This window comes from Rhizomicrobium sp. (assembly GCA_037200045.1).
Classification (GTDB): Bacteria; Pseudomonadota; Alphaproteobacteria; order Micropepsales; family Micropepsaceae; genus Rhizomicrobium.
The window spans coordinates 1,128,369-1,149,469 of record JBBCHM010000002.1 but is presented as its reverse complement, the minus strand read 5'-3'; the positions used below and the strand labels follow the sequence as shown (position 1 = coordinate 1,149,469).

General features: G+C 65.4%; 17 protein-coding genes. 12 read left to right on the top strand and 5 right to left on the bottom strand.

Features of this window, described 5'->3' with window-relative positions:
- Positions 1-182 precede the first annotated feature (182 nt).
- Both WDM86_20740 and WDM86_20735 read left to right on the top strand, forming a co-directional pair.
- Positions 183-3,488: a TonB-dependent receptor gene (locus tag WDM86_20740; protein ID MEI9992448.1), complete on the top strand. Its 3,306-nt coding sequence runs from the start codon at positions 183-185 to the stop codon at positions 3,486-3,488.
- Between the two features lie 150 nt (positions 3,489-3,638).
- Positions 3,639-5,087: a mannitol dehydrogenase family protein gene (locus WDM86_20735; protein ID MEI9992447.1), complete on the top strand. Its 1,449-nt coding sequence runs from the start codon at positions 3,639-3,641 to the stop codon at positions 5,085-5,087.
- On the opposite strand, the gene WDM86_20730 is transcribed toward WDM86_20735, so the two are convergent.
- The 3 genes from WDM86_20730 to WDM86_20720 all read right to left on the bottom strand — a co-directional run bounded on the left by WDM86_20730 (position 5,084) and on the right by WDM86_20720 (position 8,982).
- A complete protein-coding gene (locus WDM86_20730; protein MEI9992446.1) occupies positions 5,084-5,434 on the bottom strand; it encodes a hypothetical protein in 351 nt (116 codons plus the stop codon). The genes WDM86_20735 and WDM86_20730 overlap by 4 nt on opposite strands.
- 100 nt (positions 5,435-5,534) lie before the next feature.
- The gene (locus WDM86_20725) at positions 5,535-7,685 is read right to left on the bottom strand and encodes an alpha-glucuronidase family glycosyl hydrolase (GenBank protein ID MEI9992445.1); all 2,151 of its coding nucleotides are present in this window, start codon (positions 7,683-7,685) and stop codon (positions 5,535-5,537) included.
- Between the two features lie 10 nt (positions 7,686-7,695).
- Positions 7,696-8,982, bottom strand: coding sequence for a serine hydrolase domain-containing protein (locus WDM86_20720; GenBank protein MEI9992444.1), 1,287 nt, complete (start codon positions 8,980-8,982; stop codon positions 7,696-7,698).
- A 439-nt stretch (positions 8,983-9,421) separates the two neighbouring features.
- On the opposite strand from WDM86_20720, the gene WDM86_20715 reads away from it, so the two are divergent.
- The 7 genes from WDM86_20715 (at position 9,422) to WDM86_20685 (ending at position 16,706) form a co-directional block, all read left to right on the top strand.
- Positions 9,422-11,809 carry a glycoside hydrolase family 3 N-terminal domain-containing protein gene (locus WDM86_20715; protein ID MEI9992443.1) on the top strand — a complete coding sequence of 796 codons (2,388 nt, stop codon included), beginning with the start codon at positions 9,422-9,424 and terminating at the stop codon, positions 11,807-11,809.
- Between the two features lie 4 nt (positions 11,810-11,813).
- A complete protein-coding gene (locus WDM86_20710; protein MEI9992442.1) occupies positions 11,814-13,103 on the top strand; it encodes an MFS transporter in 1,290 nt (429 codons plus the stop codon).
- 119 nt (positions 13,104-13,222) lie between these two features.
- Entirely contained in the window at positions 13,223-13,498 is a 276-nt protein-coding gene (locus tag WDM86_20705) for a PqqD family peptide modification chaperone (protein MEI9992441.1), read from the top strand.
- Positions 13,446-13,937: a lasso peptide biosynthesis B2 protein gene (locus WDM86_20700; protein MEI9992440.1), complete on the top strand. Its 492-nt coding sequence runs from the start codon at positions 13,446-13,448 to the stop codon at positions 13,935-13,937. Before WDM86_20705 ends, WDM86_20700 begins: the two co-directional genes overlap by 53 nt.
- Positions 13,938-14,082: 145 nt before the next feature.
- Positions 14,083-15,003, top strand: coding sequence for a hypothetical protein (locus WDM86_20695; GenBank protein MEI9992439.1), 921 nt, complete (start codon positions 14,083-14,085; stop codon positions 15,001-15,003).
- Positions 15,003-15,941: a sulfotransferase domain-containing protein gene (locus tag WDM86_20690; protein MEI9992438.1), complete on the top strand. Its 939-nt coding sequence runs from the start codon at positions 15,003-15,005 to the stop codon at positions 15,939-15,941. The genes WDM86_20695 and WDM86_20690 overlap by 1 nt, the downstream gene beginning before the upstream one ends.
- Positions 15,942-15,974: 33 nt before the next feature.
- A complete protein-coding gene (locus WDM86_20685; protein ID MEI9992437.1) occupies positions 15,975-16,706 on the top strand; it encodes a hypothetical protein in 732 nt (243 codons plus the stop codon).
- Here the strand turns inward: WDM86_20685 and WDM86_20680 are convergent.
- The gene (locus tag WDM86_20680) at positions 16,694-17,005 is read right to left on the bottom strand and encodes a PqqD family protein (GenBank protein ID MEI9992436.1); all 312 of its coding nucleotides are present in this window, start codon (positions 17,003-17,005) and stop codon (positions 16,694-16,696) included. The genes WDM86_20685 and WDM86_20680 overlap by 13 nt on opposite strands.
- A 66-nt stretch (positions 17,006-17,071) precedes the next feature.
- Complete coding sequence (locus tag WDM86_20675) at positions 17,072-19,018, bottom strand: asparagine synthase-related protein (GenBank protein MEI9992435.1); 1,947 nt, start codon at positions 19,016-19,018, stop codon at positions 17,072-17,074.
- Between the two features lie 400 nt (positions 19,019-19,418).
- Here WDM86_20675 and WDM86_20670 point away from each other — a divergent pair, with 400 nt between their 5' ends.
- The 3 genes from WDM86_20670 to WDM86_20660 are packed head-to-tail and all read left to right on the top strand — an operon-like array spanning position 19,419 to position 21,100.
- A complete protein-coding gene (locus tag WDM86_20670) occupies positions 19,419-19,952 on the top strand; it encodes a tail fiber protein (protein ID MEI9992434.1) in 534 nt (177 codons plus the stop codon).
- Between the two features lie 37 nt (positions 19,953-19,989).
- The gene (locus WDM86_20665; protein ID MEI9992433.1) at positions 19,990-20,541 is read left to right on the top strand and encodes a tail fiber protein; all 552 of its coding nucleotides are present in this window, start codon (positions 19,990-19,992) and stop codon (positions 20,539-20,541) included.
- On the top strand, positions 20,510-21,100 hold the full coding sequence (locus WDM86_20660) for a tail fiber protein (GenBank protein ID MEI9992432.1): 591 nt from the start codon (positions 20,510-20,512) through the stop codon (positions 21,098-21,100). Before WDM86_20665 ends, WDM86_20660 begins: the two co-directional genes overlap by 32 nt.
- Position 21,101 lies beyond the last annotated feature (1 nt).

Genomic DNA, 21,101 nt, shown 5'->3' with positions numbered 1-21,101 from the left:
CAGTGCAGCGCGATGCATTCCTCTTGACGGGACTGTCACAGAGGAATAAACAGGCGATGTTATGGGACCGCTACCATAACGAGGGGATTAACCGGAAACGTCAGTTCGCTACCGCTAACAAACGGACGCGCCGCAGCAAGCGGGGCGATCCCGCGGGAAGACGAACACTAGGGGAGGTTTGCATGCGTTCGCATTTTCGCATCCTGAACAACCATGCCAGATTGATGCTGAGGGGCACGACAGTGCTGGCCGGCATCGGCGCGGCATTCATCGTCATGGCGCCGGCCTTCGCCGCCGACGATGACTCGACGGTGGAGACCGTCGTCGTTACCGGCTATCGCGCGAGCCTGACCGCCGCGACCGACGCCAAGCGCGCATCGACCAACTTCACCGACTCGATCTTCGCCGAGGACATCGGCAAGTTTCCCGACACCAACATCGCGGAATCGCTGAACCGCATTCCGGGCGTCACCATCGGCCGCGACAACGACGGCGAGGGCGTGAACGTCTCGATCCGGGGCCTCGGCACGAATTTCACCAAGATCCTGCTGAACGGCGCGCCCATCGCGATCGCCTCCACCGGCGCGGTCGACCAGTCGAACAACAACCGCGAAGTCGATTTGAACATGTTCCCCACCGAACTGTTCACGCAGTTGACGGTCGCCAAGACCTCGACGGCGGACCTCGTCGAAGGCGGCGCGGCCGGCACGGTCACGCTGCGCAGCGCGCGGCCGTTCGACAAGGAAGGCTTCCGCGTCACCTATAGCGCGCAGGGCAGCGACTATTCCAAGGCCGACGGCCTGGGCGAACGCGGCTCTCTCATCATCAGCGACACATGGGGCGACGAGTTCGGCGCCCTGGTCGGTCTCGCGGGCGTCCACAACAACGTCATGACGACGGGCTTCGAGGACGGCAACAGCGGCTGGCAGACCCTCGGGCCGCTCAGCGCGGCGCAATGCGGCGCCGGCAACACCTGCGACGCGATCGACAACGGCAGCAACGTCAACACCATTCCCGGCGTGGTGCCGGCCGGCATCTCGCGCCCCGCCAGCGGCGGCATTCCGGCGGTGAATCCCGGCGACGTCGTCGATGCCGCCTGGCTGACGGCGCACAATCCCGGACTGACGACCGCGCAGATCAGTACCGCGCTCATCCCGCGCCTGCCGCGCGAGATGTACGAGCAGGGAACGCGCGACCGCTACAACGGCATCGCCAGCTTCGAGTGGCGTCCGAGCGACAACTTCCACGCTTATCTCGACATGATCGGCGGACGCACCGACAACAATCTGGATCGTTCCGACCTGGATTTCGGATTCCGCTCGGGCAACGGCTCGCAGCCGGTGCTTCCGGTCGGGCTGACGGTCGACTCCAACGGCGTGACGACCGGCGGCTCGTTCCTGGACTCGCAGTTCTTCCTCGAAGCGCGGCCCTACAAGGAACACGGCGACTTCTACAGCTTCAATCCGGGCTTCACCTGGCACGCGATGGACATGCTGGACGTCGACGTGCAGGCGAATTATTCGCGCAGCGTGTTCCATCGCGATTCGCCGTCCTTCTTCCTGGTCACCACGCCGAGCACGGCGGTGCCGGCCGGCGTTCCGACCGGCGCCCCGCCGCCCGCCGGTGGCGTCGTCGCGACCTTCACCAATCCGCTCGGCCAGGCCGTGCCGACGATTTCGTCGAACTTCGATCTCGACAATCCGGCCAATTACCAGTGGGACAATGGCCGCGTGAACCTTCAGGACGAACGTCGCGTGACGTTCACGAAGGGCGTGCGCGCCAATGTGAAGTACGGCAGCGACGCGTTCAGCGTCAAAGTCGGCGCCGCCTATGACGACATCTACCGGCAGATCAAGGCGGTCGATGCGAGCGCGGTCTGGCAGGACGCGATATGCGGCGGCAATCCGAGCGTGTTCCTGCCGCCGACCAATTCGGCGCCGGCTTGCTACGGCCTCAGCGCCACGGGAAGCGCGGCCGCGGTCAACGCCACGACGCCGGGCCTGCCGATCTCGAACGGGGCGGCTTCGCCTTATCCGGGACACCCGCTTCCCGCGCCGCTCTATCCCGGCTACGGCACCGGTTACAGCACCGGCTTCGCGCCCATCACCTATGGCGGTTCGCTGGTTCCGCAATCGGCGGTCGCGAGCTACCTGCGCCCGGGCCCGACGGGCTTCGTCGCGATCAACTACGACGCCATCAAGAAAGCGTCGATGTACAATCAGATCGACCAGATGGCGCAGGCGGCCTTCAACAACTCCAATACCTATCCGTTCTCGACCTCGTCCAATTCCGGCGGCAATTCCGGCCAGATCGAGGAAAAGGACACCGGCGTCTACGCCCAGGTCGACGGCGTTCTGCATGTCGAGCACGATTTGCGCTACGATTTCGGGTTGCGCTGGGTGCAGACGGAAGAGGCCATCACCTCGCCGATCACGCATGTCGATCCGCGCAACGCGACGCTGTCCGACGGCGGCCTCTATCCGAACACCTATACGTTCGCGACCGCCACGCACACCTATGGCGCGTTCCTGCCGTCGTTGAACCTGGCCTACAATTTCGCCGACGACCTGGTCCTGCGCGCCTCGCTGTCGCGCACGATGACGCGGCCCAATCCCAACTCCATGGTGTCGGGCATCAACTTCAGCTCGCCGGACGCGTCGACGGCAAGCCTGGGCAATCCGAACCTGAAGCCGTACTACTCCAACAACATCGATCTGGGCGCGGAATATTATACGGGTGGCGAGGGCTATTTCGGCGTCGCGATCTTCCGCAAGGGCGTGTCCGGCTTCACGCAATCGAAGACCGTGGCGCAGCCCTTCTCCTACCTGTCGCAGTTCGGCATCACCTACAACACGCTGACCGCGTCGCAGCAGACCGCGCTCGCCACCAAGGGCTGCGTTTCGGATGCGGTGTGTCCGGTGCTGGTGCAGGTGAGCAGCCAGGTGAACATCCAGGGCCTGCTGACGATCAACGGCATGGAGTTCGACTACGTCCAGCCGCTGGACTTCCTGCTCGAGCCCTATGGCCTGAAGGGCTTCGGCTTCAACGGCAATGTGACGATCCTCGATCAGAAGAGCTCCGGCGCCGTGCCGGCCTTCGCCACCGGTGTCGCGCCGCTGTCCTACAACGTCACCGGCTACTACGAGAACGAAGGCGCCATGCTCCGTTTGTCCTACGTGTGGAACGACAAGTCCTACGCGTCCGGCTCGGGAACCGCCGGCGTCTGTCTTCCGTCGGCGGCCGCGGCGGCGTCGGGTTGCCCGGGCGGTGCCTATCTGTTCAGCGCGCCTTATGGAGAGCTCGACCTGTCGTCCAGCCTGAAGCTGGCGCGGCTGTTCGGCGATCTGCCGAGCGATCCGGAACTGACCTTCGACATCCAGAACGTGACGAAGGCCAAGCTGAAGGTCTACGACCAGTATCCCAATGCGCTGCACTCTTACTACGACCAGGGCCAGATCATCCTGTTCGGTCTTCGCGGAACCTTCTAAGTCCGTGACGTGCGTGCCGCCGCCGCTCCTTCGGGTGCGGCGGCGGATTTGTGTTGGATTCCCCGGTAACATTTGGGCGGCCGTCCCCAAGGGGACAGGCCGCTCATTTTTTCATTGATGGCGGCGGCCAAGTCGTACGAGCATCCGTCCATGCCGCAAATTCCCCGCCTGTCGCAAGCGACCCTTTCCCTCCGCCACGCCGGCGTCGCGGCGCCCGCTTACGACCGGTCGCGCGTGCTTCCCGGCATCGTCCATTTCGGGCCCGGCGCCTTTCATCGCGCCCATCAGGCGTCCTACATCGAGAAAGTGCTGCGGAGCGATCCGCGCTGGGGCATCGTCGGGATCGCGCTGCGCCATGGCGCTCTCGCCGCCGCTCTCGCCGCGCAGGACCACCTCTACACCCTGGCCGAGCTGGACGTGGAGCCGCGCTATCGCATCGTCGGCGCGCTGAAGGACTACTGCGCCGCGCCGGCCGATCCGGCGCGGGCCTTCGTGCATCTCGGACATCCGGCGGTGCGGCTGATCACGATCACGGTGACGGAGAAGGGCTACTGCCTGGACGCGCGGGGCGAACTCGACGTCGATCATCCCGATATCGCGCACGACCTCGCCGGCGCGGCGGTGCCGGCAAGCCTCATCGGATGGATCGCCGCCGCGCTGGAACGGCGGCGGGGAAAATCCCTGCCGGCGCCGGCCGTGATGAGCTGCGACAACGTCGCGTCGAACGGACCGAAACTGCGCAAGGCCATGATGGCGTTCGCCGGGGCCGCCGGCAAATCCGACCTGGCGCGCTGGATCGGCGACGCAGTGCGCTTTCCGGCCACCATGGTGGACAGCATCACGCCGGCGAGCGACGACGCGCTGCGGGCGCTGGTGGCGCGGGCGACCGGACTGGACGACGCCGCGCCGGTGCAGCGCGAGAGCTTCGTGCAATGGGTGATCGAGGATTGCCTGGGCCCGGACATGCCCGACCTCGCCGCCGCCGGCGCGCAATTGACCGGCGACGTGCATGCTTACGAACAGGCGAAGCTGCGCCTGTTGAACGGCGCGCATTCCACGCTCGCCTATCTCGGGCTGCTGCGCGGCCGCGCCACGGTGGGCGAGGCCATGGCGGATGCGCCGCTCGCCGCCTTCGTCGAGCGGACGATGCGCGAGGATGTCGCCGCCACGCTGTCGCCCGCGAAGGGCCTTCAGATCCAGCCCTATATCGATGCGCTGCTGAAGCGGCTGCGCAATCGCGCGATCGCCCATCGGCTGATCCAGATCGCCTCCGACGGCTCGCTGAAGCTGCCTTACCGCCTGCTGGAGCCGATCGCGGATTTGCTGGCGAAAGGCCGTTCGGCCGCGCGGCCCGCCACGGCGGTCGCGGCGTGGATGCGCTTCGTCGTCGATACCGTGCGCCGGGGCGAGGCGCTCGGCGATCCGCTTGCGCCGGTGCTGGCGCGGACCGCCGCCGGCTGCAACGGATCGGCCGCCAACGACGTGCCGCTATTCCTCACACTCGGCGAGGTCTTCCCGCGCGATCTCGCCGCGAATGTCACGTTCAACACCGCGCTGGTGCGCGCCTATAGCGATCTGGACGCGGCGCTGGCGGTCTAATTCTGCGTCGTCGCGGGCGCCGGGACGTAAGGCTCGACATGGCTGATCCGGCAGATCTGGCTGCGGCCGCCGAGTCGGTTCGCGATGACCTGGTCGCCCATGCCGATGCAGTCGAAATCCGAGGCCAGCCGGAAATAGTCATATTCCCGAAGGGCGATACAGGTGGTCGAGAGCTTCAGCTCGCGATGATCGTGTCCGAACGTCTGCTTCGCCACGATGTCGTGGCCGGAAAGCCAGCGCGCCTGATAGTCCCAATGCGGATCGATGCAGATCGGTCTGGGCGGCGGCGCGGCGATCGCCGGCGCCGCGGCGAGCAGGCAGGCGAATACGGCGTAAGCGGGCTTCATCGGAACGGCCTCCATCCGGGAACCTCCGGCGCTGGCGATAACGCATGGCTCCCTTACTTTAATATAGATGCGCGCAAGCCGCACCCGCGATGAACGCCCCTCAATGCCCCGGCACGAAGGGGAAGTTGATCGCCTTGTAATAGGCCACATCGTGCGGCGGCGTCGCGTGTCCCGCCGGGAATGGCTTCTTCGAGAAGGTCTCGAAATAGGCGAGGCAGGCATCGCGCCACCACCGCGCCTCCTTGTGCTCGATGGCGAGATAGGCGGCTTCCTCGTCATAGCGCTCGGCATCGACATAGGGCTTCATCGCCGCCCAGGTCGCCTCGGCCCGCGCCGTCGCCGCGACGCCTTCGTCGTAACGCACGACCAGCTCGTCCCACAGCGTGCGGCCCGACGGCATCTTGTGGTCCCACGGCACATGGTGGAACCAGAGCAGGAATTTCTCCGGCGTCGTGTCGATGTTCTCGAATTCCTTGGCGACGGGCGGCGCGTATTGCGCCACCGCGTTGGTTCCCGTCGAGGTGCGGTCGAAGCCGAGGCCCACCGCGTCGGCCTTGTGATAATAGACCGGATTCCAATCGGGACGCTCCAGGTCGTCCACCCAGGGCCCGGGGCCATAGTGATGGCCGGTCGCCATCAGATGATGCAGCCCCAGCGGCGTCATGTAGTCGACCACCGCCTCGCGCGAAGCCATCAGCATGTCGACCACCGGCGCGACGAAGCGCGGATCGTTCGTGAAGGTCATCTTCGTCCATTCCTCGGCGATGGCGCGCGAGGACAGCGACGGGTCCCAGGCCTGCCGCCCGAAGGCATACCAGTTCGCCTGGTTGAACTCCGAGCCGGTCCAGTTGCGGTCGTCGCCGACATTCGAGACGCCGGCCATGCCGGTGAGCGTGTTGCCGAACAAGGAACCGTCGATGACCTTCGCCACCGTCGAGCCCGGCCCCTTCGCATAGGTGTCGCTGTTCAGCGTTTCCTCATAGAGCGGCGCCAGATAGGCGAGGCTGGTGGCGAGCCCGAGATATTCCTTGGTGAGCTGCACTTCGAGGAACAAATTGGTGTGGGGCAGGGCGCCGAACAGCGGATGGAACGGCTCGCGCGGCTGGAAATCGATCGCGCCGTTCTTGGCCTGCACCACGACATTGGCGCGGAACTTGCCGTCCAGCGGCACGAACTCGCCATAGGCCTGCTTGGCGCGGTCGTCGGGGTTCTCCGCCGCGTAAACGAAAGCGCGCCACATCACGATGCCGCCATGCGGCGCCAGCGCATCGGCCAGCACATTGGCGCCGTCCGCGTGCGTGCGGTGATAATCGCCGGGGCCCGGCTGTCCTTCGGAATTGGCCTTCACCAGGAATCCGCCGAAATCGGGCACGTATTTGTAGATCTCGTCGACCTTGGCCTTCCACCACGCACGGACTTGCGGATCGAGCGGATCGGCGGTCTTCAAATGGTCGAGTTCGATCGGCGCGCTCCACCGCGCGGAGAGGTAGACTTTGATGTGATAGGGCCGCAACACGTTCGCCAGCGCCGCGACCTTGGTCAGATAGAGCGGCGTCAGAATGTTCGCGTTCGCCGCGACATTGTTCAGCACCGCGCCGTTGATCCCGACCGAGGCGTCGGCGCGCGCATAGTCGGTGTAGCGCGGGCTCATATAGTCCGGCATCTTGTGCCAGTCCCAGATCGAGAACCCGGCATAGCCGCGCTCCTGGGTGCGGTCGAGATTGTCCCAGTGATCGAGGATGCGAACCTTCAGCCTGGGCGCCGACGCGATATCCAGCTTGTCGATGGCTTGGCGCGTTTGGAGCAGGCGCAGATAGGCGAAAGCGCCGTAGAGCACGCCGGCATCGCTGTTGCCCGCGATGACCGTGACCTTGTGGCCGCCGCTGACGAGGCTCTTGATCCGATAGCCCTCGTCGCCGAGCGTGGCGAGCGACGGCGCCAACGCCTTTATCAACGGCGAATTCGCCGGCGTGCCGTAGACAATGGTGCCGTCCGCCGTGAGGTCGACGGCGAGCGGAACCGGCTTGCCGAGCAGGCCGGCGAGCCCCCGCGACAATTCCTCCGTCGCCGCCTTGATGGTCGGCGACGACCCGCGCGGCAGCAGCGCCGCGGCGCTCGCGCGATACGGCGCCTGCCAGGACGTCTCCACCGGGCGGTAGCGCAGCCACAAATCATAGCCGTCCTCCGCCTGCGCGAATTGCGGAACGAGGAGCGCGAGGGCGAGGAACAGCAAGCGCGACAGCGATTTCATGGCGGGATCCTCAATGCGAATGGGCGTAGACGGCGCCGCGGAATGCCGGATGCAGCGGCACCTTGCCGAACGGCATGTATTGCGTGAACAGCACCGCCGCGATGCGGTTGACCGGATCGATCCAGAACAGCGTGTCGGCGGCACCGTCCCAGAAGAACTCGCCGACCGTGCCCGCGGCTTCGTCGCCCTGGGGCTGCGCCGTGCGCACCGCGACATCGAGACCGAAACCGACGCGGCCCTTGCCCGGTAGCCAGGAGCGGTCGGTGATCGCGTCCGGAAGCTGGTTGGTCGACATCAGCCGCACCGTCTCGCGCTTGAGGATACGCACGCCGTCGAGCTCGCCGTCGCGCTCCAGCATCCGGGCGAAACGCATGTAGTCGTCGAGGGTCGAGACCAGGCCGTAGGTGCCCGGCGTCAGCGGCCAGTGGCCGGTGTTGAACGCGAAAGCGCGGTCGTCGGGCGCGCGGGTCATCGACCCGTCCGGCCGCCAGTCGTAAAGCGCCGCCAGCCGCGCGCGCCGCTCCGGCCCGACGTAATAGCCGGTGTCCGTCATCTTCAGCGGGCCGAAGATGTGCGCCTGCAGATATTTGTCGAACGGCTCGCCCGACAGCCGCTCCACCAGCAGCGCCTGCATGTCGACCGACGGTCCGTAAAGCCAATGCTCGCCGGGATGGAAGACGAGCGGAATGGTCCCGAGGATGCGGGCCTCTTCGGCCAGCGTGTGCGTCTTGTCGCCCGGTTCGAGCCGCGCGACCTCGCGGTTGATGTATTCGACCGTCGAATAGCTCGACGCCAGGCCGGAGGTGTGGCGCATCAGATCCAGCACCGTCATCGCACGGTGCGGCGCCTCCAGGATCGGCTTGCCGTCCTTGTCGAGGCCCGCGAGCATCTTCACATCGGCGAGCTCGGGAATGTATTTCGCCACCGGATCGTCCAGCTTGAACAAGCCGCGCTCATAGAGTTGCAGCAGCGCCACGCCGGTCACCGGCTTGGTCATGGAATAGATCTGCACCAGCGTGTCGCGCGCCATCGGCACATTCGCCTCGCGGTCGGCCTGGCCGAAGGCGCCGAAATAGACCTCGCGGTCGTCCTGAAAGACGAGGGCCGACACGCCGACCAGCGCATGGCTGTCGACGAAGCCTTCCAGCACCGCGTCGATCTTCGCCGGGTCGATGCCGTCCACGATGCCGGCGCCCGGCGGCGCGACGGCGACCGGTGCGGGCGACGGTTCGGTCGCGAAAGCTGCGCACGCGGACAACGCGAGGGCGGCGGCGAGGACGAGGAGCGGGCGTCTCATACCGGATGCACCCAAGGCGCGCGACAGGGCCGGGCGAGCATGCTCCGTGCCTCCGCGTCGCGCCAGTTCGGGCTCATGTCATGATCCGTGTCTCGGGAACGGGGTGCGCGGTGCGCAGCGAAATTGCCGGGATATTTTGCTTTCGATTCTCGAAGGTAGCGTTACCACCATGCTTGCTTTCGCTCAACCGTGTGGGCGTTCGCGACAGGGGGAAGGGTGAGAATTTCGCTGCCGCTCCTCGCCGGCACGCCGAAGCCGCGATCTCAAAGCCGCGAACGCCGCAAACCATGAGCGAATCTATCGCCGGCTCGGCCCGACCTGACCGGCTCGCCAAAAAGTCGGCGCGGCTTTACAAAAACGCCAGCCATACCTAATATGATAGCGTTACCAATAACAGCTTGCGGCGGGTGACCGGCAAGCGCGAGGAGAGGGGACCAAGATGACGCTCCAACGGGCGGTTTCCAGCACGCTTGCGGCCGTTGCCGCTGTCGTGACCGCGGTCGCAGTGTCGGGCGCCGCTGCGGTGCACCACGCCAAGCCGGCCGCCGCACCGGCGAGCACGGCACCGCTTTATAAGAACGCCGCCGCGCCGATCCCCGCGCGCGTCGAGGATCTGCTCAAGCGCATGACGCTGGAAGAGAAGGTCGCCCAGATCGGCACGATCTGGAACAACAAGGACACGATCCTGAAGCCGGACGGCACCTTCGATCCCGCCAAGGCGAGCGCCCGGCTACCCTATGGCATCGGCCAGATCGCGCGCCCCGGCGACCTTCAGGGCACCACGCGCACCGGCACGGCGCGCAATACGCGCGAGGCAACCGCGCTGGTCAACGACATCCAGCATTGGGCGGTCGAGAAGACGCGGCTCGGCATTCCCGTCTTCTTCCACGAGGAGGGCCTGCACGGCGCCGTGGTCGTGGACGGCACGAGCTTCCCCCAGGCCATCGCGCTTGCCTCGACCTGGGACCCCGATCTGGTGCGCCGCGTCAACGCGGTGACGGGGCGCGAGCTCGCCGCGCGCGGCATCAGCGAAGTGCTGTCGCCGGTCGTCGACGTGGCGCGCGATCCGCGCTGGGGCCGCATCGAGGAGACGTTCGGCGAGGACCCCTATCTCGTCGGCGAGATGGGCGTCGCCGCCATCCAGGGCCTGCAGGGCGACGCGCTGCCGCTGGCCTCCGACAAGGTGTTCGCCACGCTCAAGCACATGACCGGCCACGGCCAGCCCGAAAGCGGCACCAATGTCGGCCCGGCGCCCTATGGCGAACGGACGCTGCGCGAATTCTTCTTCCCGCCCTTCGAGGAAGCGGTGCATCGCACCAGGATCGGCGCGGTGATGGCATCCTACAACGAGATTGACGGGGTGCCGAGCCACGTCAACACCTGGCTGCTGCACGACGTGCTGCGCGGCGAATGGGGCTACAAGGGCGCGGTGGTGAGCGACTATTTCGCCATCGAGCAGCTCGCCGACATCCATCACGTTGTGCCCGATCACGCGGCGGGCGCGGTGCGGTCGCTGCGCGCCGGCGTCGATGTCGACAATCCGAACAGCGCCTCTTTCGGCACGCTGGTGGCGTCGGTGAGGGCGGGCAAGATCGCCGAAAATGAGATCGACGTCGCCGTCCGCCGCTTCCTGACCCTGAAATTCGAGGCCGGCCTGTTCGACCATCCTTATCGCGATGTCGCGGCGGCCGACGCGCTGGTCGGCAATGCCGACGCCGACGCGCTGGCGACCGAGGCGGCGCGCCGCGCCGTCGTGCTGCTCAAGAACGACGGCACCCTGCCGCTGTCGAAGTCGATCAAGACGCTGGCGGTGATCGGCCCCAATGCCGCCGCGATCCATCTCGGCGGCTATTCCGGCGTGCCGCGCCACACGGTCGATGTCCTGGACGGCATCAAGGCGAAGCTCGGTTCGGCGGTGAACGTGGTCACTTCCGAAGGCGTGCGCATCACCGAGTCCAACGAGTGGAACGCCGACGATGTGAAGCTCGCCGACCCGGCGGAGAACCGCCAGCGCATCGCCGACGCCGTGGACGTGGCCAGGAAGGCCGACACCATCGTGCTGGTGATCGGCGACACCGAGCAGACCAGCCGCGAAGCCTGGGCCGACAACCATCTGGGCGACCGCGACAGCCTCGACCTCGTCGGCCAGCAGGACGAGCTGATCGACGCGATGGCCGCGCTGGGCAAGCCGCTGGTGATCGTTCTGATCAACGGCCGCCCGCTCTCCGTCGTCAACGCGAACGCCAAGGCGAACGCGCTGGTCGAAGGCTGGTATCTCGGCCAGAACACCGGCATCGCTATGGCCGACATCCTGTTCGGCGACGCCAATCCCGGCGGCCACCTGCCGGTGACGATCCCGCGTTCGGTCGGCCAGCTTCCGATGTTCTACAATTACAAGCCGTCGGCGCATCGCGGCTATCTGTTCGACACGACCGCGCCGCTGTTCCCGTTCGGCTGGGGCCTCAGCTATACGAGCTTCGACATCTCCGCGCCGCGGCTCTCGGTGGGTACGATCGGGCCGGACGGATCGGTGACCGTCTCGGTCGATGTGAAAAACACCGGCGCCGTCGCCGGCGACGCGGTGGTGCAGCTTTATCTCCATCAGCAGGTCGCCTCGGTCACGCGGCCGGTGAAGGAGCTCAAGGGCTTTCAGCGCGTCACGCTGGCGCCCGGCGAGAGCAAGACGCTGACCTTCACCGTCGGCCCGCACGAACTGCGCATGTACAACCAGGCCATGCGGCGCGTGGTAGAGCCGGGCGCCTTCGACGTGATGGTCGGCGGCAATTCGCAGGACCTGAAGACGGTGGTCCTCACGGTCGCGGGCTAAGGCGATGAGCGCCGTGCCGCGGAAAGAGGCCGCAACGCCTTTCGTCGGCGGCACGCGCTGGATCGTCTGCGCGCTGCTCTTCGCGGCGATCGCGCTCAGCTATATCGACCGCCAGGTCTTGAGCGTGCTGGAGCCGACCCTGGCGCGAAAATACGCCTGGACGCCGGTCGGTTACGGCAACGTCGTGTTCTATTTCCAGCTTGCCTATGCCGTCGGCTATCTCGCCTTCGGCCGCATCGTGGACAGGATCGGCGCGCGCGCCGGCTATGCCATCGCGGTGACGCTGTGGACCGTCGGCCATATGGCGCATGCCTTCGTCACGTCGTCCGCCGGCTTCGCTCTCGTGCGCATTCCGCTGGGCCTGGGCGAGGCAGGCGCGTTTCCGGCCTCGCTTGCGGCCATTGCCGAGTGGTTTCCGACCAAGGAGCGCACGCTCGCGATCGGCCTGTTCAACGCCGGAACCAATATCGGCGCGATTCTGGCGCCCTTGCTCGTGCCGGTCGTCACGCTGGCCTTCGGCTGGCAGATGGCGTTCATCCTGACCGGATTGCTGACCGTGATCTGGCTGATCGTCTGGCTGTGGTTCTATCGCAGCCCGCGCGAGCATCGCGGCGTTTCCGCCCAGGAACTCGCCCATATCGAATCCGACCGCGTGGTGGAAACGCACGCGCCGACGCCGTGGATCCAGCTCCTTCGCCGCCGCCAGACCTGGGCCTATATGGCCGGCCGCTTCCTGATCGATCCGATCTGGTGGACCTTCCTGTTCTGGCTGCCCGACTTCTTCGATTCCCGCTATCACCTCAACCTCAAGGCCTATGGGCCGCCGCTGGTGGTGATCTATGTGCTGGCCGATCTGGGCTCGATCGCCGGCGGCTGGGGCTCCTCCGCGCTGCTCGGCCGCGGCTGGAACCTGAACCTGTCGCGCAAGACCGCGATGCTGCTCTGCGCGCTGGTCGTCGTTCCGGTGGCCTTCGCGGCGAATGCGGGCAGCATCTGGCTGGCGGTCGCGCTGCTCGGCCTGGCCTGCGCCGGCCATCAGGGCTTCTCGGCCAACCTTTATGCGCTGCCGTCGGATCTGTTTCCGCGCTGGGCGGCGGGCTCGGTGGTTGGCCTGGGCGGCGCGGCGGGCGCCGCCGGCGGCATGCTGATCGCCAAGTTCAACGGCTATATCCTGCAGGCGACGAACAAGGACTATGCGCCGATCTTCATCGTGGCGGCCTGCGCCTATCTGGTGGCGCTCGGCGTGGTGCATCTGCTGGTGCCGCGCTACGAAACGACGGAACCCGAGGGCTGATCTCTCCTCGCCCGCGGATCGCGCCGCCGATCATCGGTGTCGATGCGTTGCCTTTTTGCCCCGGCAAGTCATGATGCGGCGCTTGGGCTTGGCGATGCCGGAAAAATTGGGATGCGTCCATGATCGTGACACGGCAGGGGGACTGGCTCTTCGCCAAGGTGGGAGACGAGCTCGTCATGATGAGCGCAGAGAACGGCAGCTATATCGGCCTCAGCGAGGTCGGCACGAGGATTTGGGAGCTGATCGAGACCCCGCGGGATCTCGCCGGGCTCTGCGTGCAATTGGAACAGGAGTTCGAGGTCGCGCCCGAAACTTGCCTTGCGGAGGTGCAGAGCTTTCTCGATGAGCTGGCAAAGCATGGCGCGATTGTCCTCGATCCGCCGCGCGCTTCGTAGATTCGCGCAAGTCGACGGCCGCCGGCGCCTTCTCGTCGTGGAGGCCGTCGCGTGCTTGCTCGGGGCGCGGCTGGCGCTGAACCTCGTTCCCTTCCCGCGCTTGGCGGGCTGGCTGGGTACATTCGTGCCGCCAACCGATCCCCGCGCGTTACGCGAAACGGCGGAGGCGCCGGCACGCGCGGCCCTGATCGCCCGGGAAACGGGCTGGGCCGTCACGCGCGCCGCGCGGCACGTGCCGTTCCGCGCGGTGTGCCTGCCGCAGGCGATGGCGGCGCAGTTCATGCTCCGGCGGCGCGGAGTATCCAGCATCATGCGGTTCGGCGCCGGCAGGGGCGCGGAGAAGCCGCTCGACGCCCATGCGTGGCTTGACGCGGCGGGTGTGGAAGTCACCGGTTATCCGGTGCCGCAGAATCTCGCCGAGATAGCTTGCTTTGTGTAGCGGTCATCGCATGCGCGACGCGCGGCTTCGCCCCGCCGCGGCCCATCGGGCTCGGTCCGGAATGTGCCCAATTTGCGTTACACAAAGTGCGGCCGGGCGGCTACTATGATCGGCGATTTTTACCGTAGGGGGAGGCGCGACGGCATTGAAGTTCTACGCGATTGCGGGCCTCCGCCTCGGCAGCGAAATTGAACTGCCCGGGGTGATCGGCTCGGAGCCCCAGGCCGATGCGCCCGATATCCAGATCCGGATCGGTGAGGTCCCCGAGAGGCTGTCGGATGCGGCCCTATCCGGCCCGACATGGCAGATCGACCGGCAGCGCTTTCTTCTTCGCGTTCCCAATGTCGCCCGCTTCCTGGTCTCCGACGGCCGGGAAATCCGCGTCGCTCCGGACGGCGACACGCCGTTCGCCGAGATCGCGATCTTCCTGTCCGGCACCGTGCTCGGCATTCTGCTGCATCAGCGCACGCATGTCGTGCTGCATGCCAGCGCCGTGGAGGTCGGCGGCAAGGCGATCCTTTTTTGCGGTCCCTCGGGGGCCGGAAAATCGACCTTGGCGGCCGCTCTCAACAAGCGCGGCTATCCCCTCATATCCGACGATTTCTGCGCCATACGCTTCGCCACTGACGGCCAGCCTCATGCTTTGCCCGACGGCCGCAGCCTGAAGCTCTGGGCCGAGGCGACGAAATGGCTGGACATGCGGCCGGGCGCTTCGGTCCGCGCGCAACTCAAGAAATACTATGTCGATCCCGGAGCGACCGCGAGCAAACCCGTCGTTATCGGCGCGATCTACGAGCTATCCGAGGCGCGCGCGCCGCGAAAGCCCGGAATCGTCACGCCGAACGTCGCCGACGCGGCGCTGTTGATCCGGCGCAACGCCTACCGCCCGTTGCTGGTAAAGAGGATGGGTCAGCAGGCGCGCTACTTCGAAGCGGCGTCGCGCCTGGCCAATGCCGCGGGCATCTACATGCTGGCGCGCCCGCTCGACTTCGCGCAGATGGACACGGTCTTCGGCTGGCTGGAAACGCATTGGATGGCGCAGAGGCTGCTGCCCGAGGCGGCATGATGCGCAAGGTCTGGCTGGCGTCCTATCCCAAATCCGGCAACACCTGGATGCGCATGCTCATCGCGGCGTTGTCGCTCAAGGATGGCGAGCCGCTCGACATCAATGCGCTGTTCGAGCGCAGCGGCATCGCCAGCGCGCGCGGCCCTTTCGATCACCTTACGCTGATCGATTCCGGGCTGCTCACCCATGAGGAGATCGACGCCCTGCGCCCCGCGATACACGCGGCATGGCGGCACGACGAGGCGGACGAGGGCGAGAACCCGGCCGACGACGTTCTCTTCGCGAAGACCCACGATGCCTACACTTACTTGGCCGACGGAACGCCGCTCCTGGCCGGCGCAAAAGGCGCCGACGGCGCGGTATTGATCGTGCGCGATCCGCGCGACGTGGCGCCGTCCTTCGCCAATCACAACGGCACGGACATCGACAAGGCCATCGCCCGGATGGCCAATCCCGATTTCAGCCTCTGCGGGCGCACCGAAAGGCTCGACACCCAATTGCGGCAACGCCTGCTCGGCTGGAGCGCGTTCAACGCCAGCTGGCTGGATCAGCGCGACCTTCCGGTCCTGCTCTTGCGCTATGAGGATGTGCAGGCCGATACGGCGGCGGCCCTGTCGCGCGTCATGGCCTTCGCCGGCTGTCCGGCCAGGTCCGACGCCATCGCCCGCGCCGTGGCGATGACGGACTTCGCGGAGTTGACGGCCCAGGAAGCGAAGGCGGGCTTTCGCGAAGCGCCGGGCAGGACCTCTTCAGGCCGCTTCTTTCGCCGCGGCAAAGCGGGCGGTTGGCGTGACGAACTGACCGTGGAGCAGGTCGCGCGGATCGAGGACGCGCACCGGGCGATGATGCGCCGGCTCGGCTATCCGCCCGGCGCCGACGCGGAACAATTGGAAGGGGCGGGGGCCGCGGAAGGCGATCTTGCCGCGTCGGGCGTTTGATGTGAATCTTGCTGGATCTGGCGGGACGCACCCATGACCGAGGAAGAACTGCTTGCGCTGAAATTCGGCAACGGCACGGTGGCGGACAATATCCAGCGCGCGGTGGATGCGGGACATCTGGTGCGGGAGCAGGATGGGCGCCTGCGCCTGACCAGCGTGCCGTCGTCACGCACCAACTGGGTCATAATCAGTCACGGGCCCAGCCTGGACTGCCAGTTCAAGGCCAGATTTCTTTTTCCGCATGTTTACGCCGAAGCGGCCGTGCCGTTCGGTTGCAGCGGCTGTTACAAGGTGAAGGTGGCGCCGCGCACCTTGCGCGAACTCGTCGCCGTCTGGGGCGTCGGAAAGCGCATCGAATGCTACTCCAAATGGGGCGTGGACCTGGACAATCCCTATTCGGGGGATATCTACGCCGGATATTTCTACACCGTCGGCCTCGAGGGCGCGCGCGCCACCTACCGCGTGGTGCGGGAGATCATCGACGCGCATCCCTTGCTCGGACCGGGTGTGGCGATGTCGATCAAGCGCGGCTGTTCGGAATACGAGGCGGCGCTGGGGCCGTCGGACCGGTACAGTTTCGCGCCGGAACTCGAAGAACTCGAAGCTTATCTCCGCACGCGGTTTCACAAGGCTACGCTGGAGGGCGTGCCGCCATTGCCGATGGCGCATTGGATCGACGTCGCCTTCCGCATCGGCGACGAGACCTATCTGGACTTCACGCACGGAAAGCGTCTGCGGCCGAAAACCGTCGCTTACGAGCCTTGAGCCAGATTGATCACCTTGTGCTCCGCCATGAGCGCCAGGAGCCTGGCAACGTCCGCAGCGATCACGTTTCGCTCGGCATCGTATTCCGCCGCCAGGCCGTCGATCAGGGCGGCGAATGTCTGTGGCGCCTCCAGCCGCTGCCAGATCGCGCTGCCGATATCGTCGAGCCCGTAATATTTGCCGCCCTCGATGTCCATCATCATGGTCTCGTCATGGACGGCGGCCGTCATGAGGCCGGGATTGCGGGAGACGACAGCCTCTTCGCTGATCGGTAAGGCGGTGGCGGCGGTCTCGGGCATCGGCGTTTTCCGGAATATATTGTGTACGGAAGGATATTCGCAGTCCGCCCGGCTTCCAAGTGCCGCTCAGGCGTTTCCGCCCTCGACCCAGCGGATGAACTGACCGACATGGACCCCACGTTCAAAAGCGAAGCGGACTTCGGACTGGCGGGCCTGCGCGGCCTGGGCGTCCTTCGGCCAGTCGTCCAGGATGCGCTTCATGCGTGGCACATCGAGCAGCCGGCTTGCCAGGGGCGAGGCTTCAAGCCGTTCCACCTCTTCGCCAAGCTCGGCGCGACGCGCGTCCAGACGCCGGAACCAGGTCACGCCCTGCGCGCCAAATCGCGTTTCCCCGAGAATCTCCGGCGGCAGCCGATCGGCCAGGACCTTGCGCGCGAAGGCGCGGGGAACACCATCTTTCCGATAAAAGGCTTCCGGCACACGCAGGAGAAATTCGATCAGCGGCCGATAGGCGAGGGGAGAGCGGATCTCGTAGCCCAGCGATTTGACCGAAGCGGCATTTCCGTCGCGCGAAAACTGATTGTGATCGAACAGGTAGCGCGCGCGGAATCGCGCCGGCTCCCAGCCGGAAAAATTAAACCGCGGATCGAAGGCGGCGCGCTCCCAGGCGCCGGATTGCGCCAGTTCGCGGCCAACGGACGGGTTCAGGCAACTGAAGTTCGAAACATCGTAAGGATCTCTGCCATAGAGCCGGTAGAGACGCCGCCGCAACCGCAGCGGAGCCGCGGATGCGATGACATCGCCCTTCAGGATGTTGAACATGCCGCGACGGGTTCGCCGGGATGTCGCGACGAATTCGCGTGAAAAGGCCACAAACCGTCCCTTGCGAAGCAGCGACAGCAGGGAAAAATTGCCTTTCCAGCTCAAACCCAGATTGCCTTTGCTGCCGTCGAAGCAAGCCTGGTATCGGCCCGCCGCGATAAGATCCTGCGCCGGGGCGAACGCCCCGACATTTGAAGGGCAGAAGGTCGGAGTGGATAATTTCAGGAATCGATTGATCGGATTGCGCTCGCGCGAATGCAATTCGCCTTCTTCGCAGAATTGCACGTCGAGATCGGGATGCATGCTCGCCAGCGCTTCGATCTTGTCGCGCTCGCTGAGATACCAGTTGGGCGCGAGCTCGAGCGCGAAATCCCGCGGCGGCACGACGCTGAAACATGCGATGGATCGGGCGCGGCCGAGGCGGGCCGCGGTGGCGGCAACGGCGCTCGAGTCGAGTCCGCCGCTGGTCATGATCGCCATGCGTGGTGTGTCTTCGGTTGCCCGTGCCACGGCCTCATCCAGCAGCTCCCGCGCCCGCTCGATATAATCCGCCTCCGTCTTGAAGGGCGGTGGCGCGTCGAAATCCGGCGACCAGTAATGCTCGCGTCTCACGGCATCGTGCGTAATCGTCACCAGCATTCGGCTGGGAACGCGCTCGATGTCGCGATAGAAAGTCCTGCTCGGGGATGCCAGATTCACCGCGAGGTAATTTGCCACCACGTCTTCGTCGAGCGCGCGCGGCACGAAGGGCAGGGACAGCAAAAGACTCAGATCGGAGGAAAAGGCGACAAATCCATCGCCGCGGTGGAAGAAGAGCGGGCGCCATCCGTAGCAATCGCGCCCCAATGTCAGGCGCTGGTTTTTCCCGTCCCATGCCGCGAATGCGAATGCCCCCACGGGGTGGGCCACGCCAGCCGCGCCAAATCGGCGGAAAAGACCATGTAACAGAGCAGCATCCGTGAACCCTCCCAACGCCGCCGGCGCGATCGAGAGGATGCCGCTCAGCTCCGCGCGGTTCTCCAGCCGAGCGTTGGCGGCGAAGAGCAATCCTGCATCGTCTCGGCTGTTCTCTGCGTTCGGGTCCGACAGGCTACCGGCGCCGCCGGAAACGAACATGGCGTTCCTGGCCCGCGCCACTTCGGTATTGGACCAGCCAATACCGCGCTCCACCGCCTTCTCAAATGAACCGGCGCACGCCGAAAAAGCCGGACCGACCAGTCCGGCAATGAGCGGCGTATCCTGACGCGGCATTCAACGCAGCGTTAGCTGGTGTGTTGGCTAGGGCTGGATCCAGGTCCGCCGTCCGCCGGAAGGAGAGCGCCATTCGCCGTCTCGCGATTGACCGAAGACATCATAAATACTGGCGCATGCCACGACTTGCGTTCGACAGGGAAATCCCCGCGTTCCGCGCCATCAACAGCATCGGCCTTGCCAGATTGCATGCCCCCACTCCGATCACTCTACACCGGTTAGATTGTGTACCCAAGATTGCCGGCAGGTGCAAGTGAACACCAAAGACTGGGGCCGTTTTTGCCGGCAACATCCCTTGCGGAAGGCAAAGTATTTGCCGGCCAGCATTGAAGACTAGCCTTTGCGCAATTGCCGACTTCCCTGTTTTGGAGTAAATCATTGCAAACTTGGGGAGGGCACAATGACACAACCCTTTGTGGGACAAATACAGGCTTTTACCTTCAATTGGCCGCCAAAGAATTGGGTGCAGTGCGACGGCCAGCTTCTGGCAATTCAGCAGAATCAGGCCCTTTTCGCGCTTCTCGGCACTTATTACGGTGGCAATGGCGTGACGACCTTCGCTTTGCCGGATTTGCGCGGCCGCGTGCCTGTCCATTGGGGCAGCCTCGCCGGCGCCGTCTATACGATCGGCGAACCGGGCGGCACGGAGACCGTGCAGCTTACGATCGGCCAACTGCCGCAGCACACGCACATGTTGACGGGCGCGAACGTTCCGGCGACCGCGTCTCAGGCGAGCGCCGGCGCGGCTTTGGCAAATGCAGCAATCGGCAGCGGGACCCCGGACAATTATTATGGTCCGCTGACCACGCCGCAGCCACTCAACGCGGGCTCCGTATCATTCTTCGGTAGCGGCCAGCCGCATGACAACATGCAACCCTATCTCGCCATCAACTGGTGCATCTGCCAGTACGGCATCTTCCCGTCGCGCAACTGACCGCCGAATTCCAACTCAAAGCTAGGGAGGCTCAGCGATGAGCAACGCCTTTATCGGCCAAATCTCGATGTTTGGCGGCAATTTCGCGCCACGCAGTTTCATGTTTTGCAACGGCCAGCTTCTGCCGATCGGCCAATATCAAGCGCTGTTTTCGCTGATCGGCACGACCTATGGCGGCAATGGCACGACGAACTTCGCCCTGCCGAACCTGCAATCGCGCTTGCCTCTGCATTACGGCGCCGGCCCCGGCCTGTCGTCCTATGTGCTCGGTCAAGCCGCGGGTGTGGAATATGTGACCATCACCACATCGACCACGCCGGCGCACTCGCACGTGCTCGTTGCCTCGAAAGGCAATGCCAATACCGGCACCGTGGGCTCGGGCGTGCTGCCGGCGGTCGCCAATGGGAACATTACGCCAACGTATTTCTACGCCGCTCAGATGCAGGGCCAGCCGGCGCTTCAGATCGTTACGCTCGATCCTCATTCGGCGTCGTTGGTCGGCGGCAACGGACCGCACGCCAATCTGATGCCGTCGCTGGCGATCAGTTTCATTATTTGTGTTCAGGGCATCTTCCCGTCGCGGAATTAAGGAGGGCATCATGTCGGATCCATATATCGGCGAAATTCGCGCCTTCGGCTTCAATTTCGCGCCGCGCGGCTGGTTCCTGTGCAACGGCCAGATTCTTCCCATCAACCAGTACGCGACGCTGTTCACCATTATCGGCACCACCTATGGCGGCAATGGCGTCAGCACCTTCGCCCTGCCGAACTTGCAGGGCGAAGTACCCATGCATTGGGGCACGGGGCCGGGTGGTTTCAATACGGTGTTGGGCGAAGTGCAGGGCACCCCGTCGGTTACGTTGCTGACCAGCGAAATCCCGGCGCACACGCACACGATTTCGGCGGCTCACCTTCCCGCCGGCAGCCTCAGCGAACGCTCCGCCGGACCAAACACAACCGGGACCAGCTATCTCTCGCAGACGGCCGGCGGGTTCAGCTATAAAGCGGCCCCGGCGAGCCCGAACACCGCATTCTCGATTTCGGCCATCCAGACCGCGGGCAGCTCGCTGCCGCATGAGAATCGCCAGCCTTTCCTGGTGGTGAATTTCTGCATCGCCTACGAAGGAATTTTCCCCGCGCGCAATTGAC